This is a genomic window from Streptomyces sp. TSRI0281 (assembly GCF_001905125.1).
Taxonomy (GTDB): domain Bacteria; phylum Actinomycetota; class Actinomycetes; order Streptomycetales; family Streptomycetaceae; genus Streptomyces.
Genome location: NZ_LWLE01000023.1, coordinates 18,295 through 34,062, shown reverse-complemented (window position 1 = coordinate 34,062; position 15,768 = coordinate 18,295). Strand labels below are relative to the sequence as shown.

Sequence of the window (15,768 nt, the reverse complement as noted above, 5' to 3'; positions counted from 1 at the left end):
ATGAACATCTGTGTAGTCGCGCTCGGCAAGATCGGGCTTCCGCTCGCCGTGCAGTTCGCCGCCAAGGGCCACACGGTCATCGGCGCGGACGTCAACGAGAAGGTCGTCGAGCTGGTCAACGCGGCCACCGAGCCGTTCCCCGGCGAGCACGACCTGGACGTCAAGCTCAAGGAGACGGTGGGCGCCGGGCTGCTCTCCGCGACGACGGACACCACGGCCGCGGTCGCCGCGTCCGACGCCGTCGTGGTCGTCGTCCCGCTCTTCGTGGACGCCGAGGGCACCCCGGACTTCGGCTGGATGGACAATGCCACCAAGGCGATCGCCGCGGGGCTGAAGCCGGGCACCCTGGTCAGCTACGAGACCACGCTGCCCGTCGGCACCACCCGCACCCGCTGGGCGCCGATGCTCGCCGAGGGCTCCGGTCTCACCCCGGGCGAGGACTTCCACCTGGTCTTCTCCCCGGAGCGCGTGCTGACCGGCCGGGTCTTCTCCGACCTGCGCCGTTACCCCAAGCTCGTCGGAGGCATCGACGAGGCGTCCGCCCGGCGCGGCGTCGAGTTCTACGAGGCCGTGCTCGACTTCGACGACCGCGAGGACCTGCCGCGCCCCAACGGCGTCTGGGACCTCGGTACGGCGGAGGCGTCCGAGCTCGCCAAGCTCGCCGAGACCACCTACCGCGACGTCAACATCGGCCTGGCCAACCAGTTCGCCCGGTTCGCCGACCGGACCGGCATCGACGTCAAGAAGGTCATCGAGGCCTGCAACAGCCAGCCCTACAGCCACATCCACCAGCCCGGCATCGCCGTCGGCGGCCACTGCATCCCGATCTACCCGCGGATGTACCTGTGGAACGACCCGGAGGCGACCGTCGTGCGCTCGGCCCGCGAGGCCAACGCCGCGATGCCCGAGTACGCCGTGGACCTGCTGGCCGCCGCCTACGGCGATCTGGACGGTGTCGGCGTGCTGGTGCTGGGCGCCGCCTACCGCGGCGGGGTCAAGGAGACCGCGTTCTCCGGCGTCTTCGGAGTCGTCGAGGCGCTGAAGGCACGCGGCGCGATGCCGTTCGTCTCGGACCCGATGTACACGCCCGAGGAGCTGACCGCGCACGGCCTCGTGCCGCACCAGGGACAGACCGTCACCGCGGCCGTCCTCCAGGCCGACCACGCCGAGTACCGCGAGCTGGCCGCCGCCGATCTGCCGGACGTCCGCGTCCTGGTCGACGGGCGCCGGACGACGGACCCGGCGAATTGGGAAGGCGTTCGACGCGTCGTTATCGGTGGCTGACTTAATATGTCCAGGTTTGATCGGTTTGTTGTGTAAGGATTGAAGCATGTCAACATCTGTCGCCCGCCCCAAACTTGCCGTCATCGTCGCCAACGGCATCAGCGGGGACTCCCGGGTGCAGAAGACGGCGCTCGCCGCAGCACGCGCCGGCTGGGACGTCACTCTCATCGGCCGCAGCACTTCCAAGCACACCGAACGCTCCTGGTTCGGACCGGTCAAGGTCGTACGGGTACCGGTCGCCGCCCATATGAAGCGACGGGTGGCCGCCCAGGCCGTTCAGGGCGGTGCCCGCTCGCATCTGACCCAGTTCGGCATCAGGGACCGTGCCGCGCTGGAGCAGTTGCGTGCCGCGCACGGCGCCTGGGTGCGTGAACAGACCGCCAGGATCGGGTGGTTGAGCCAGTCCTCGGCCATGGGCACGCCTGCTGCCGCAGGGCTCAAGGCCGTGGTGCGGGCCCGCCGCAGCGCACACAAGCTCCGGCTGAAGGCGTACAAGTGGGAGCAGCGGCGCAAGCCCGAGCAGACCCCCACCGGGGACTGGCGCAAGGACTGGCCGAGCCTGCTCGACCTCGACCTGGCCTTCGGCCCCGTCATCGAGAAGCTCGCGCCGGATGTCATCCACGCCAACGACATCACCGCGATCAACCTGGGGGCCATGGCGGCAGCCCGGCTGCGGGCGAGCGGCCGCACATGCGTATGGCTGTACGACGCGCACGAGTACGTCGCCGGAGTCGAATGGCCCCAGCCGCTGATGACCACCGCCTTCCCCGCGGTGGAGAAGGAGTTCATCGGCAAGGCCGACGCGGTGGTGACGGTCTCCCCGGAGATCGCCGAGGTCATCCGCGACGACTACGGCCTGGCGAAGACGCCCCTCGTGGTCCGCAACACGCCGATCCGCGAGACGATCGGCGGGGCCGCCGGCCGGGTGTCGGTCCGGCAGGCGTGCGGCCTGGACGACAACGTCCCGTTGCTCGTGTACTCCGGCTGGATCTCCTCCGAGCGGGGCCTCGGCACCGCCGTGGAGGGCTTGGCCCAGCTGCCCGGGTACCACCTGGCGGTCGTCGCGGGCAAGCGCAGCCCGGAGCTGGTCAGGCTGCTCGCGCTGGCCGAGGAGACCGGCGTACGGGACCGCATCCATGTGGTGCCCTACGTGCCCCAGCACGAGGTGGCGGACTATCTCTCCACCGCCGACCTCGGTCTGATCTGCTCCCAGCGGACGATCAACTACGAGCTGTCGCTGCCGACCAAGACGGCCGAGTACCTGCACGCGGGGCTGCCGATCATCGCCAGTGATGTGAAGACCCTCAGCGCGTTCGTACGGGAGCACGGCGTCGGCGAGGTGTTCGTCTCGGGCGACGCCGACTCGTTCGTCGAGGCGGTCACCCGCGGCATCGCCAACGTCGGGACGATGAAGGACCACATCACCGAGCCGATCCTCGACGAGCTCTCCTGGGAGCACCAGTGCGAGGGGCTGATGGAGCTCTACAGCGAGATCTCGGGTCTCACTCCGCCGCCGGCCCCGGCGGGTTTCTCCTGGGGTGCCGTCGAGCGCGCGGTCGCCAACGACGAGGAGGAGGACGAGCCGGCCGAGGAGCTGGAGCGGGGCTGGAGGCCCCTCGGCAAGACCCCGGTCAAGCTCGGTCTGGGTCCGGCCAACTACGCGGGGCAGCTTGCCGCCTTCGCGCAGGCGGTCACCCGCGAGCGCTCCGACGTCTCGGCGGAGGTGGTCAAGCACCGCACCGCGCAGACGCACGAGTACCCGGCCGACGTCTACGTCGACGGCAAGGGCCTCAAGAACCTCGACGTACAGCTCGAACAGGTGCAGCGGATCGTGCCGCGCTACACGCACCTCATCGCCGACGCCTTCCGTCCCGTCTTCGGCGGGCTGAACGGCGACAGCATCGAGGGCGACCTGCCCGCGCTCCTCAACGGCGGGCTGAAGGTCGCGCTCCTCGCCCACGGCAGCGAGGTCCGCAATCCCGTGCTCCACAGGAAGCGCAACCCGTACTCGCTCTTCCTCGACGCCCCCGAGGGCTACGAGGAGAAGCTGGGCGCCATAGCCGAGCGGAACCGGCGCATCGCGGAGGAGAGCGGCCTCCCGGTCTTCGTCACCACCCCCGACCTGCTGCTCGACCTGCCGATGGCGACCTGGGCGCCGCTCGTCGTGGACGTCGACGCGTGGGCCTGCGACCGGCCGGTGATGAAGCGCGAACGCCCGGTGGTCCTGCACGCCCCCTCGGCACGCTGGACCAAGGGAACCGACCGGGTACTGCCGGTGCTCCAGGACCTGCACGACCGAGGCCTGATCGAGTTCCAGCTGGCCGAGAAGGTCTCCTGGTCCACGGTCCGGGAGATGGTGATGGAGGCGGACATCATCATCGACCAGTTCGCCATCGGTACGTACGGGACGTTCGCCTGCGAGGGCATGGCCGCCGGCAAGCCGGTGGTGGCGTACCTCGACAAGGAGTCGATCGCGGCGTGCGGAGTGACCCCGCCGATCGTCAATGCCACACCGGAGACGCTGGATTCGGTCATGGAGGCCCTGCTCGCGGACCGTGAGGGCACGGCGCGGCTCGGCGCCGAGTCTGCCGCGTTCGCGCGGGAGTACCACGACGGCACCGCCACGGCCCGCGCCCTGGACGGCTTCCTGGCGCGCTAGCCGGTACCGGCGTACACGAAGAGGCTCCCCCCGACCGGCTGCGGTCGGGGGGAGCCTCTTCACATTCCGGTGGCCGGTCTGCCGGTCGGCCGGGGTCAGCCGCGCAGCGCCTCTTCCATCAGCTCCACGACCCGTACGGCCGCCGTGCCCTCGCCGTACGGGGTGCCGCGCTCGGTCTCCGGGGCCGGGCGGGTGGCCAGCGCCGCGAACTCGTCCGACGGGAGCTCGTGCGGGTCGGGTACGAGGACGTTCCAGCCGCCCTCAAGGGTCTCCACCCACTCCGTCTCCGGACGGACCGTGGTGCACGCCCGGCCGAGCAGGAACGCTTCCTTCTGCAGGCCGCCCGAGTCGGTGACCACACCGGCCGAGGCCATCACCGCGGCGACCAGCCCGGCGTACGGCAGCGGACGGCCGACGTGCAGGTTGCCCTGCTCCAGCTTGATGCCGTGCTCCTCGGCGCGCGCCACCAGACGCGGGTGGGCGAGCAGCGCGACCGGCACCGGAAGGGCGGCGAGCGAGGCCAGGATGGCCGACAGCCGCTCCGGGTCGTCGGTGTTGTCCGGACGGTGGAGCGTGGCGAGCAGGAACGGCGCGGCCGGGTCGATGCCCTCGGGCAGGGCCGGCGCGGAGTGCTGCCCGGCGGCCACCGCGTCCCGGATGCGCAGGCAGATGTCCACCATCACGTCGCCCGCGAGCCGGGACCGCTCCGCCAGGCCCTCGTTGGCGAGGTGGCGCATGGCCTCCTCGGTGGGGGCGAGCAGCAGGTCGGCGCAGTGGTCGGTGAGGACCCGGTTGTGCTCCTCCGGCATACGGCGGTTGAACGAGCGCAGGCCCGCTTCGAGGTGGGCCACCGGCAGATGCATCTTCACCGCGGACAGCGCACCGGCGACCGTGGAGTTGGTGTCCCCGTAGACAAGGACCCAGTCCGGGCGCTCGTCCTGAAGAACCTTGTCCATGGCGGCGAGCACCGCTCCGGTCTGCACTCCGTGGCTTCCGGAGCCCACGCCCAGGTGGACGTCGGGGGCGGGGATGCCGAGCCCGTCGAAGAACACATCGGACAGATCGGCGTCGTAGTGCTGGCCGGTGTGCACGATGACATGCTGATGGGAGGTGCCCGCGAAGGCCGCGGCGATGGGCGCGAGTTTGACGAGCTGGGGCCGGGCCCCGACGACGCTGAGAACCTTCACGTTCTGTTCTTCTCCTTGGAGGCTGCCGAGCCCGTTGCGGGCCGCGTCCGATGGTACGTGGAGCCCTGCGGGGCACGGTCACCGCAGGGTCCCGGGGGGCCGGTATGCTCGCTGGTTGCGGTATGTCTGCGGCGGGGAGAAGGCCGTGACGGCGACTATCAGGAAAGGCGCGTACATGGAGCCCGAAAGCACCACGCGGCACAAGTCCCGGGGTCGAGTGGTCATGCTCGTCGACAACGGGGTCAAGGGTGACTCCCGGGTACAGAAGGCGGCCCGGTCCGCGGCGGACGCCGGCTGGGACGTCGTGCTCTTCGGAGTCTCGCCGGACAGCGAGAAGCACTCCTGGAAGGTCGGCCGCGCCGAGGTGCGCCTGATCCCCAAGCCCACCCCGCTCAACCCGCGCCGGCACGACATGCGCCGTCCGTTCCCGCGCCGGCCGCTGGCCTACCGTTCCCCCCAGGTGGCGCGCTACCGCGTGCAGGCCGCCAAGGCGTGGCGCTCGGACCTGAGCTTCCGGCAGGCTGCCGAGAAGGCGGCCAGGGCCGGGCACCCGGGACGCAGCGCGAGCGGCTCCAAGGTCCGTCTGCTGGTGCCGCGCGTGAGCGCCAAGATCTACAGCAAGTGGGTCGCGCTGCGCGCCCGTGAGACGACCGATCTGCAGAAGCGCCGGTCCATGCTGGACGCCTCCGTGGACCGGACGACGACCGCCATGTGGCAGACGCTGATGAAGCAGCGCTCCTGGCGCCGTCTCATGCCCAACCTGTGGGACTTCGAGCTGGCCTTCGCCAAGCACATCGACGCGCTGAAGCCCGATCTCATCCACGCCCACGACTTCAAGATGCTCGGAGTCGGCGCCCGCGCCGCCGTACGCGCCAGGGCGGCCGGACGCCCCGTGAAGCTCGTCTGGGACGCCCACGAGTACGTCCCGGGCCTGCCCCCGCGCCACGGCCGCTGGCTGCCCGCCCACGTGGCGTGGGAGAAGGAGCACGCCGTGTTCGCCGACGCGGTGATCACGGTCTCGCCGGCCCTCGCGGAGCTGCTCAAGGAGGGCCACGGGCTGTCCGAGCTGCCGACCGTCGTGCTGAACGCCCCGGTGCTCTCCCCGGGCGCGGACGAGGTGGCGGGGGCGGACCCCATACCGGACCTGCGTGAGCTGTGCGGCGTCGGCGCGGACACCCCGCTGCTCGCGTACGTCGGTGGCATCAACCCGGTCCGCGGGGTGGAGACGATCATCGAGGGCCTCACGCGGATGCCGGACGTGCACGTCGCGATGGTCTCCGTACCGCCGGGCAAGCCGTACGCGGCGACGGCCACGATCCGCAAGCTCGTCGACGAGCTCGGGGTCGGCGACCGGGTGCACTTCCTGCCGTTCGTCCCGCACTGGCAGGTTGCCGAGTTCGTCTCGCCGGCCGACGCCGCAGTCAGCCCGCTGCACCACCTGGCCAACCACGAGCTGGCGCTGAGCAACAAGTTCTTCGAGTACTCGCAGGCCAGGCTCCCGCAGATCGTCAGCGACATCCGCACGATGTCCGAGATGGTCGAGTCGACCGGCCAGGGCGAGGTCTTCCGCGCCCAGGACACCGAGGACTACGTCCGTGCGGTGAAGGCCGTGCTGGCCGACCCCGGCCGCTACCGGGCCGCGTACGAGAAGCCGGGCCTGCTGGAGAAGTGGACCTGGGAGACACAGGCCGAGGTCCTCGACGGGATCTACAGCCGTCTGCTGCCGGACCGCCCCAGGGTCCCCGCGGCGGCCTCGGAGGCCAGGACGGACGCCCACGCCTGACCCCACGGTCCGCTCGACGTGAAGAGGCCCCGTACCGGAATTCCGGTACGGGGCCTCTTCACGTCGATCAGGGGCCGGGTTGTTCAGAGCTTCGTGCGCAGCCAGCGGACCGCGGGCCGTTCCAGATAGCGGTGCACCAGCCAGGACAGCACCAGCAGCACCGCCACGGTGACGGCCAGCGTGGGCCACGCTCCCAGGTGTCCGTACAGGGTGCGGATCATGGCCCAGCCCAGTTCCTCGTGGAGCAGGTACAGCGGGTACACCAGCGCTCCGGCGGTGGCGAGCCAGCGCCACTGGACCCGGTCGAGCCAGTGCAGCGCCACCGCGAGCACGAGGAGATAGGAGACCGTCACCACGGCCAGGGCCACGTACGGGGAGCGGTCGAAGCCCAGATCGTCCCGCAGCCGGTCCCCGTGTTCCACGAGGTCGCTCTGCATGGTGAGCCAGCTCATGCCGAGGAGCAGCCACAGCTTCAGGTCGGGCCCGAAGCGGTACATCAGGTACATGGTGATGCCGGCGACGAACAGCGAGGTGTTCAGCGCCGGGGCGAGCGTGGGAAGCAGCGGTACCCCGTCGTACTGCTGGATCAGCACGGAGAGGATCAGCCAGGACCAGCAGAAGATGTAGACGCGCTGGAAGCTGATCGGCTTCACCAGCACGACGAGGAAGACCAGGTAGAAGCAGAGCTCCAGCCAGAGAGTCCAGTAGGCGCCGATCATGTGCTGTGCCTTCAGCGGCACCTGGAACATCGTCAGGTTCGTCAGAGCGTCGCTGAAACTCGGGGACTTGCGGATTCCGTCCGGCAGCAGCCGGTACAGCACGAGCGCGACGATCACCGAGAACCAGTAGGCGGGGAAGAGCCGCAGGAACCGGGCGCGGACGAACTGCCCCGGGGTGCGGCCCCAGGCCGACAGACAGATGACGAAGCCACTGATGAGGAAGAAGAGCTGGACCCCGTAGGAGCCGTACTTCGCGAAGGGGAAGAGCCAGGGGAACAGCTCGCGCGGACTGACACCCCAGTTGACCGCTGTCGCCTTGTCGATCCCCGCGAAGTGGAACGCGAGGACTGCCAGCGCCGCCACGACCCGCAGGGCATCGAGTGCGTAGAGCCGTGGAGCCGGGCTCTTGGCCTGGCCGCCCCCGCCGTCGGAGACGGCCGGGGCCGGAATCTCCGATCGCGCTTCGCCCGACGGGTGCGGATCGGTCTTGGCTGGCAGGGAAGGAAAGTTCACTGCCTCATCGTCGGCTGTACAAGCCCCTTTTTGGGGAGAACGCGTCGGATCGAGATCAAATGGCGATCGACTTTGCCCGAGTTACGGGGTCTCCTTACGCGGCCCGTTCGCCGAGGACCCCGTCCTTCTCCTCGTACGCCGCTCCGCTCTGCGGGCACTCCCACACGCCCGGCTCGCCCACGCGCTCCACGAGACGCACACCGCTGCGGCCCACCCAGCCGATCTGCCGGGCCGGTACGCCCACCACCAGGGCGAAGTCCGCCACGTCCTTGGTGACGACCGCACCTGCGGCCACCATCGCCCAGCGCCCGATCCGCACCGGTGCGACACAGACGGAACGCGCACCGAGCGACGCGCCCTCGGCCACCTTCACGCCGACGGCCTCCCAGTCACCCCCGCGCTTCTGCTTGCCCTCGGGGTCGACGGAGCGCGGGTTGTGGTCATTGGTGAGGACGACGGCGGGCCCGACGAACACACCGTCGCCGAGCTCGGCGGGCTCGTACACCAGGGCGTAGTTCTGGATCTTGACGTTGTCGCCGATCTGAACGCCCGTACCCACGTAGGCGCCGCGGCCGACCACGCAGCCTTCACCGAGCTTGGCGCCCTCGCGAATCTGGGCGAGCTCCCAGACGCTGCTGCCGTCGCCGATCTCGGCGGTCTCGTCGACCTGGGCGGTGGGCTGGACCCTGTAGTTCACGCGTGTGTGCCTTCCGGAGAGCTGGTGTGCTGGAGAGCTTACGATCCCCGGTCCCGGCGGCCGAGGGCGAGGGCGGCCGGTGCGGCCGTCCCGTGCGGCCATCCCCTGCCGCCGTCCCCTGTGACCGTCCCGCGAGGCCGGGACCGGCGGGCGGCGGGCGCGGCGGCCGGGACGCGGTCGTGTCGGCCGCGTCCCGGCCGCGACCCGGTTTGACCCCCCGAACCCCGCCCCGTAACCTTGACCCTCGGTGTGTTTCTGTACGCACCTACCCCTGAGCACATCCCTTCCGGACCCGGTCGGCGTTCGCGCCGTCCGTCACGGGAGAGGCCGCTCATCCTTCCGGATCGTCCCGGGCCCCGGCCCGTGCGAGCGGCTGGCATCAGGGGATCCGTTCCGAGCGAGAGAGAGATCCGCGTGTACGCCATCGTGCGCAGCGGTGGTCGCCAGCACAAGGTAGCTGTCGGCGACATCGTTGAGGTTGACAAGATTCCCACCGCCCAGGTCGGCGACACCGTAGAGCTCTCTACGCTGCTCGTGGTCGACGGCGACGCCGTCACCAGTGACCCGTGGGTCCTGGCCGGGATCAAGGTTCAGGCCGAGATCGTGGACCACCACAAGGGCGCGAAGATCGACATCCTTCGCTACAAGAACAAGACCGGCTACCGCCGTCGCCAGGGTCACCGCCAGCAGTACACGGCGATCAAGGTCACCGGTATCCCCGCGGCTGCGAAGTAAGGGACTGAGGAGACATGGCACATAAGAAGGGCGCATCGTCCACTCGGAACGGGCGCGATTCCAATGCTCAGCGGCTCGGCGTGAAGCGCTTCGGCGGTCAGGCCGTCAACGCCGGTGAGATCCTGGTCCGCCAGCGTGGCACCCACTTCCACCCGGGCACGGGCGTCGGCCGTGGCGGCGACGACACGCTGTTCGCGCTGACCGCCGGTGCGGTGGAGTTCGGTACGCACCGTGGCCGCAAGGTCGTGAACATCGTTCCGCTCGCCGTCTGATCTTTTCGGCGCACGCAGAGCGACACACAGCACCTTCCGAGGGCGGATCTCAGCTTTCCCGGTAAACGGGGAAGCGGGTCCGCCCTCGGCGTGTTACGACAGAGACAATTCCGTATTTTTCCGCAGTACCTGGAGGCACCAACCATGACCACCTTCGTGGACCGCGTCGAGCTGCATGCCGCCGCGGGTAACGGAGGCCACGGCTGCGCCTCCGTCCACCGTGAGAAGTTCAAGCCGCTGGGCGGCCCCGACGGGGGCAACGGCGGGCGCGGCGGCGATGTGATCCTCGTCGTCGAGCAGGCCGTGACCACGCTGCTGGACTACCACCACAGCCCCCACCGCAAGGCCACCAACGGCCAGCCCGGTGCGGGTGACAACCGTTCCGGCAAGGACGGCCAGGACCTGGTCCTGCCGGTTCCCGACGGCACCGTCGTCCTCGACAAGGCGGGCAATGTGCTCGCCGACCTGGTCGGCCAGGGCACCACCTTCGTCGCCGGTCAGGGCGGCCGCGGCGGCCTCGGCAACGCGGCGCTGGCCTCGGCCCGTCGCAAGGCGCCCGGTTTCGCGCTGCTCGGTGAGCCGGGCGAGGACCGGGACATCGTCCTGGAGCTCAAGACCGTCGCCGACGTCGCGCTCGTCGGCTACCCGAGCGCGGGCAAGTCCTCGCTGATCTCCGTGCTCTCCGCGGCGAAGCCGAAGATCGCGGACTACCCGTTCACCACCCTCGTACCGAACCTCGGTGTCGTGACCGCGGGCGGGACCGTCTACACCATCGCGGACGTCCCCGGGCTCATCCCGGGCGCCAGCCAGGGCAAGGGCCTCGGCCTGGAGTTCCTGCGCCATGTGGAGCGCTGCTCGGTGCTCGTGCACGTCCTGGACACCGCGACGCTGGAGTCGGACCGCGACCCCGTCTCCGACCTCGACATCATCGAGGAGGAGCTGCGGCAGTACGGCGGTCTCGACGACCGGCCGCGCGTCATCGTCCTGAACAAGGTCGACATCCCCGACGGCCAGGACCTCGCCGACATGATCCGCCCGGAGCTGGAGGACCGCGGTTACCGCGTCTTCGAGGTCTCGGCCATCGCGCACAAGGGCCTCAAGGACCTCTCGTACGCGCTCGCGGGCATCATCGCCGAGGCGCGCGCCGCCAAGCCGAAGGAGGAGGCGACCCGGGTCGTCATCCGCCCGAAGGCCGTCGACGACGCGGGCTTCAAGGTGGCCGTGGACGACGAGGGCATCTACCGCGTGCGCGGCGAGAAGCCCGAGCGCTGGGTGCGGCAGACCGACTTCAACAACGACGAGGCCGTCGGCTACCTCGCGGACCGGCTCAACCGCCTCGGCGTCGAGGACGCCCTGATGAAGGCGGGCGCCCGTGCCGGTGACGGCGTCGCCATCGGCCCCGAGGAGAACGCGGTCGTGTTCGACTGGGAGCCGACCGTGACGGCCGGTGCCGAGATGCTGGGCCGCCGTGGCGAGGACCACCGCCTGGAGGAGCCGCGGCCCGCCGCGCAGCGCCGCCGGGACCGGGACTCCGAGCGGGACGACGCGCAGAAGGAGTACGACGAGTTCGACCCCTTCTAGGCCGGAGCGACCGGACGGGGCCCGCCGCGGGAGGCATCGCGCGGCCGGGGCCCGTCCGGTCCGTGCCGCCGTGTCCCGCCGGGCCGCCGTGTGCCGCCGGGTGTCAGCCGTGTGCCGCCGTGTGGCGCCGGGTCGGCCGTGCGCGGCCGACGCGGTCGGAAACGGGCCCGTACGGTCCGGACCCGCGCCTCGGTCCCGGCCGGCCCGTGAAACGGTCCGGGAAGGAGTCCCGCTCGCCCGCCGTGCGGCGCCCACCGGCCCGTACCGCACCGGGAATCACCTGGTGACGGCCGGTGTACGTGCGGCAGATGTGCGGATTACGCAACACCTCTGTGGATTCGGTCACCTCGCGTACCGGCCCTGTGGAACCCAACCTCCCTGGCCAGGCAGTGAACTGCGGGTATCCGCAGGGCATGCGACGATCGACGTCCGCCTTGCGAGACGGTCACGGAGAGTGCGACCATCACACTGTTTCCCTCGTCATAGCAAGGTAGGTCGTCTGTGTCTGTGCCGCATGAAGCCAAGTCCCGGACCACAGCAGTCGTGCTCGCCGGTGGTACCGGTCAGCGCGTGGGACTGTCGATCCCCAAGCAGCTGCTGAAGATCGCCGGCAAGGCAGTCATCGAGCACACGCTGACCATCTTCGAGAACGCCGAGGGCATCGATGATGTGATCGTGCTGATGGCGCCGGGGTTCGTGCCCGAGGTCGAGAAGATCGTCGCCAAGGCCGGGCTCACCAAGGTCACCAGGATCATCGAGGGCGGCAGCACCCGGAACGAGACCACCGAGCGTGCCATCGCGGCGCTCGGCGAGGGCCTCGCCGAGGGCGAGGACCGCAATGTCCTCTTCCATGACGCGGTCCGGCCTCTCCTGTCACAGCGCGTCATCAAGGACTGCGTCGACGCCCTCGGCCGCTACGAGGCCGTCGATGTCGCCATCCCCTCCGCGGACACGATCATCGTGACCCGCACCCACGGCGGGGACGGCGAGTTCATCACCGAGGTGCCCGACCGGTCCCGGCTGCGCCGGGGGCAGACCCCGCAGGCGTTCAAGCTCTCCACGATCCGCAAGGCGTACCGGATCGCGGCGGGGGACCCCAACTTCCAGGCCACCGACGACTGCTCGGTGGTCCTCAAGTACCTCCCCGACGTGCCGATCTATGTGGTCGCGGGCGACGAGTACAACATGAAGGTGACCCAGCCGGTCGATGTCTTCATCACCGACAAGCTCTTCCAGCTGGCCTCCACCGCCGCCCCGCGCCAGGCCGACGAGGCCGCCTACCGTGAGCTGCTCTCCGGCAAGACCCTCGTCGTCTTCGGCGGTTCGTACGGCATCGGCGCCGACATCGCCGCGCTGGCCGAGCAGTACGGCGCGAGCGTCTACGCGCTGGGCCGCTCCACCACGGGTACGCATGTCGAGAACCCGGAGCACGTCGACGACGCGCTCTCCAAGGCGTACGCGGAGACCGGCCGCGTCGACTACGTCATCAACACCGCGGGCGTGCTGCGCATCGGCAAGCTGGCCGAGACCGACAACACGACGATCCAGGAAGCGCTGAACGTCAACTACCTGGCGCCCGTCCAGATCGCCCGTGCCTCGTACAAGTATCTGGTGGAGACCAAGGGCCAGCTGCTGCTCTACACCTCCAGCAGCTACACCCGGGGCCGTGCCGAGTACAGCCTCTACTCCTCCACCAAGGCCGCGATGGTGAACCTCACCCAGGCGCTGGCCGACGAGTGGGCGGGCGAGGGCATCCGCGTCAACTGCGTCAACCCGGAGCGCACCGCGACGCCGATGCGCACCAAGGCGTTCGGTCAGGAGCCGGAGGGCTCGCTGCTCTCCTCGGAGGCGGTGGCGCGCACCTCGCTGGACGTGCTTCTCTCCGAGATGACCGGCCACGTCATCGACGTACGGCAGCAGGACCCGACGCGCGGGGCCGCCGAATCCTCCGGGTTCGAGCAGGCGCTGGCCTCGGTGCTTGATCGTCAAGAAGATGTGTAATAATTCTTGAAAATTGTGCTTTTCCGGGCCTCTGTGATCGCTTAGTGCGATCGCAGAGGCCCGAATGCGTGAAGCCGCACCTTCACATTTCCCTCAATAGGTGAATCAACCGGCACCCCCCTGGAGCAGGTTCTTCGTGATTTCGACAGCCATTCGCCTGGCCCGTGTGGGCAGCAGGTCGGAACTGGCGGCAGCAATGTTGATGGGGCTGGGATATCCCTGCGTCATGGTCGCCGCTCTTCTCCCCAATATCTGGTTCTTCGCGGCGGCCACGGCGCTCACGTATGTCGCGGACTGGTACCTGCACCAGCGGGGGAGTTACCTGGTCAACCGGCTCGGCAAGGTGCGGGCGGGACTGCCCATCCGCTTCCTGCTCCGCCAGCTGATGCTCATCCTGCTGCTGGCCCGGCTGGATCTCGCGGAGGAGCCGCTCTTCTACACGGCGGTCGCCTGCTTCCTGGTCTTCTACGGACTTCAGGCCCCGCACGGCGCCCTGACCACCCTCATCCGGATGCGCCGCACGATGCCGGTCGTCACCCGCAACGTGGACCTGCACGCCGTCCGTATCCCCGACGCCCCGCCGAACGCGCTGCTGCACCGCCCCGCCGAGAAGATGCTCCACCTCGACATCCCGGCCGTCGTGGGGATACTGATCGCCGCCGAGACCGGCAAGAACGTCGTCGGCTACGTGGGCGCCGCGATCACGCTGACGCTCGCCGTCCTGTACAACGCGGTGCTCGTCCCGTACCTGCGACGCGGCCGGCTGGTTCCGCCGGCCCCCGCCGTGCTCAAGGCCGTGGACTCCTGGCTGCGCGAGTACCAGCCGACCGTCGTGCTCTACTTCTCCGGCTCCAACGAGTCCGCGTACCAGGGCAACATGTGGCTCGACACGATGGCACGGGTCGAGGGCCGCCCGCTGATCATCATGCGTGAGCGCGGTCTGGTGCCGCAGCTGGCCGAGACCGGCGTACCGGTGATCTGCATTCCCGCGGGCACCCACCTGATGAATCTGGACCTCTCCACCGTGCGGGTCTGCCTCTACCCCGCCAACGTCGGCAAGAACATCCACATGCTGCGCGTCCCGACCATGAAGCACGTCTTCATCGGCCACGGCGACAGCGACAAGCTGGCCAGCGTCAACCCGTACTCCAAGGTGTACGACGAGGTGTGGACCGCGGGCCGGGCCGGCCGCGACCGGTACGCCCTGGCCGACGTGGGCATCCGCGACGAGGACATCGTCGAGGTCGGACGCCCGCAGCTGGCGCCCATCAAGAGCTGGACCGGCACCACGAAGAACGCTGTTCCGACCGTGCTGTACGCCCCCACCTGGGAGGGCTGGGACGACAACCCGGGCAACACCTCCCTGCTGCTGGCGGGCGAGAACATCGTGCGGCGGCTGCTGGCCGCCGACCGGCCGGTCCGGATCATCTACAAGCCGCACCCCTTCACCGGCATCCGCAGCGCCAAGGCCAAGGCCGTCAACGCGCGGATCACGACGATGCTGGACCGGGCGGCCGCCGAGCGCGCCGCCGAACCCCGCTGGGCGAAGGAGGCGGCCTCGGCCGCCGCCGGGCAGAGCGCGGCCAAGGCCGAGCTGGCCCGGATCGAGGCTCGCCTCGCCGCGCTGACGGCGACCGGGCAGTCCGGCGGCGACGACGCCGAGGAGTCGCGGGTCTCGCTCGCCGACCCCGCGCGCGAGGCGGAGACGGCCGCCCTGCGGGCCGAGTGGGACGACGCCTACTGGCGTTCGTTCGGCTGGTGGGAGCACCGGACCGTGTCCGGCGCCCAGCCGAAGCTGTACGACTGCTTCAACGAGTCCGACGCGATGGTTTCGGACATCTCCAGCGTGGTCTCCGACTTCATCGCGAGCGGCAAGCCGTACGCGGTCACCGACTCCGCCCAGCTCGGTGCCGAGGAGTTCAAGCGGCAGAACACCGCCGTGCGGGCCGCGGTCATCCTGTCCAACAGCGCCGAGGAGATCGGCGAGCTGCTGACAGCGGTCACCGATCCGGCGGCCGACGCGCTGGCCGGCGCCCGCCGTGAGCTGAAGAGCTACCTCCTGGGGCCGGACGAGCCGACCTCCATGGAGCAGTTCAACGCCGCGGTGGCGGCCCTCGCGGCGAAGGCCGAGGCGCGCAACGCGGGCGTCGCGCAGCGCGTCGCCGAGCAGGTCGTCGCACAGTCCGACCGGGAGGCGGCCTCCAGCGGCGCCGGGACCGGTCGGGCGGAGATCGTCGCGGAAGCCGCGACCACGGCCGACGCGGACGCGGTGGGCACGCCCGGCAGCGGCGACGCCCCGATCGCCGCAGGGCCCACGGCTGTGCGCTGACCGTCCTC

The 15,768-nt window shown here is 70.0% G+C and carries 11 protein-coding genes; 8 read left to right on the top strand and 3 right to left on the bottom strand.

The genetic code is table 11. The features are described from left to right. Both A6A29_RS25280 and A6A29_RS25275 read left to right on the top strand, forming a co-directional pair. Entirely contained in the window at positions 1-1,284 is a 1,284-nt protein-coding gene (locus A6A29_RS25280) for a nucleotide sugar dehydrogenase (RefSeq protein WP_073723135.1), read from the top strand. 46 nt (positions 1,285-1,330) lie between these two features. After that, complete coding sequence (locus tag A6A29_RS25275; protein ID WP_073723133.1) at positions 1,331-3,943, top strand: glycosyltransferase; 2,613 nt, start codon at positions 1,331-1,333, stop codon at positions 3,941-3,943. 95 nt (positions 3,944-4,038) lie between these two features. Here the strand turns inward: A6A29_RS25275 and wecB are convergent, their stop codons facing one another. Next, positions 4,039-5,130 carry a non-hydrolyzing UDP-N-acetylglucosamine 2-epimerase gene (gene wecB, locus A6A29_RS25270; RefSeq protein ID WP_073723131.1) on the bottom strand — a complete coding sequence of 364 codons (1,092 nt, stop codon included), beginning with the start codon at positions 5,128-5,130 and terminating at the stop codon, positions 4,039-4,041. Between the two features lie 175 nt (positions 5,131-5,305). Between wecB and A6A29_RS25265 the strand changes: the two genes are divergently transcribed. Continuing rightward, the gene (locus A6A29_RS25265; protein WP_073723129.1) at positions 5,306-6,913 is read left to right on the top strand and encodes a glycosyltransferase family 4 protein; all 1,608 of its coding nucleotides are present in this window, start codon (positions 5,306-5,308) and stop codon (positions 6,911-6,913) included. An 83-nt stretch (positions 6,914-6,996) separates the two neighbouring features. On the opposite strand, the gene A6A29_RS25260 is transcribed toward A6A29_RS25265, so the two are convergent. After that, on the bottom strand, positions 6,997-8,145 hold the full coding sequence (locus tag A6A29_RS25260; RefSeq protein ID WP_241838649.1) for an acyltransferase family protein: 1,149 nt from the start codon (positions 8,143-8,145) through the stop codon (positions 6,997-6,999). A 94-nt stretch (positions 8,146-8,239) separates the two neighbouring features. Continuing rightward, positions 8,240-8,842: an acyltransferase gene (locus A6A29_RS25255; RefSeq protein WP_073723127.1), complete on the bottom strand. Its 603-nt coding sequence runs from the start codon at positions 8,840-8,842 to the stop codon at positions 8,240-8,242. A gap of 414 nt (positions 8,843-9,256) precedes the next feature. On the opposite strand from A6A29_RS25255, the gene rplU reads away from it, so the two are divergent. From rplU to A6A29_RS25230, 5 genes are all read left to right on the top strand, one after another. Further along, positions 9,257-9,577, top strand: a complete 321-nt coding sequence (gene rplU, locus A6A29_RS25250) for a 50S ribosomal protein L21 (protein WP_073723125.1) — start codon at positions 9,257-9,259, stop codon at positions 9,575-9,577. A gap of 14 nt (positions 9,578-9,591) precedes the next feature. Continuing rightward, positions 9,592-9,849, top strand: coding sequence for a 50S ribosomal protein L27 (gene rpmA, locus A6A29_RS25245; protein ID WP_015608479.1), 258 nt, complete (start codon positions 9,592-9,594; stop codon positions 9,847-9,849). Positions 9,850-9,993: 144 nt separating this feature from the next. After that, positions 9,994-11,430: a GTPase ObgE gene (obgE, locus tag A6A29_RS25240; protein WP_073723123.1), complete on the top strand. Its 1,437-nt coding sequence runs from the start codon at positions 9,994-9,996 to the stop codon at positions 11,428-11,430. Positions 11,431-11,931: 501 nt separating this feature from the next. Further along, positions 11,932-13,431 (top strand): bifunctional cytidylyltransferase/SDR family oxidoreductase, encoded by a 1,500-nt coding sequence (locus A6A29_RS25235; RefSeq protein WP_073723121.1) that lies wholly within the window; start codon positions 11,932-11,934, stop codon positions 13,429-13,431. 196 nt (positions 13,432-13,627) lie between these two features. After that, positions 13,628-15,760, top strand: coding sequence for a hypothetical protein (locus A6A29_RS25230; protein WP_241838666.1), 2,133 nt, complete (start codon positions 13,628-13,630; stop codon positions 15,758-15,760). Positions 15,761-15,768: the final 8 nt, after the last annotated feature.

What these genes read in the sequence shown, in the direction of transcription:
- A6A29_RS25275 (WP_073723133.1), top strand. Translation starts at nt 1,331, where the DNA reads ATGTCAACATCTGTCGCCCGCCCCAAACTTGCCGTCATCGTCGCCAAC.
- rpmA (WP_015608479.1), top strand. Translation starts at nt 9,592, where the DNA reads ATGGCACATAAGAAGGGCGCATCGTCCACTCGGAACGGGCGCGATTCC.
- A6A29_RS25230 (WP_241838666.1), top strand. Translation starts at nt 13,628, where the DNA reads ATGTTGATGGGGCTGGGATATCCCTGCGTCATGGTCGCCGCTCTTCTC.
- A6A29_RS25265 (WP_073723129.1), top strand. Translation starts at nt 5,306, where the DNA reads ATGGAGCCCGAAAGCACCACGCGGCACAAGTCCCGGGGTCGAGTGGTC.
- obgE (WP_073723123.1), top strand. Translation starts at nt 9,994, where the DNA reads ATGACCACCTTCGTGGACCGCGTCGAGCTGCATGCCGCCGCGGGTAAC.
- A6A29_RS25280 (WP_073723135.1), top strand. Translation starts at nt 1, where the DNA reads ATGAACATCTGTGTAGTCGCGCTCGGCAAGATCGGGCTTCCGCTCGCC.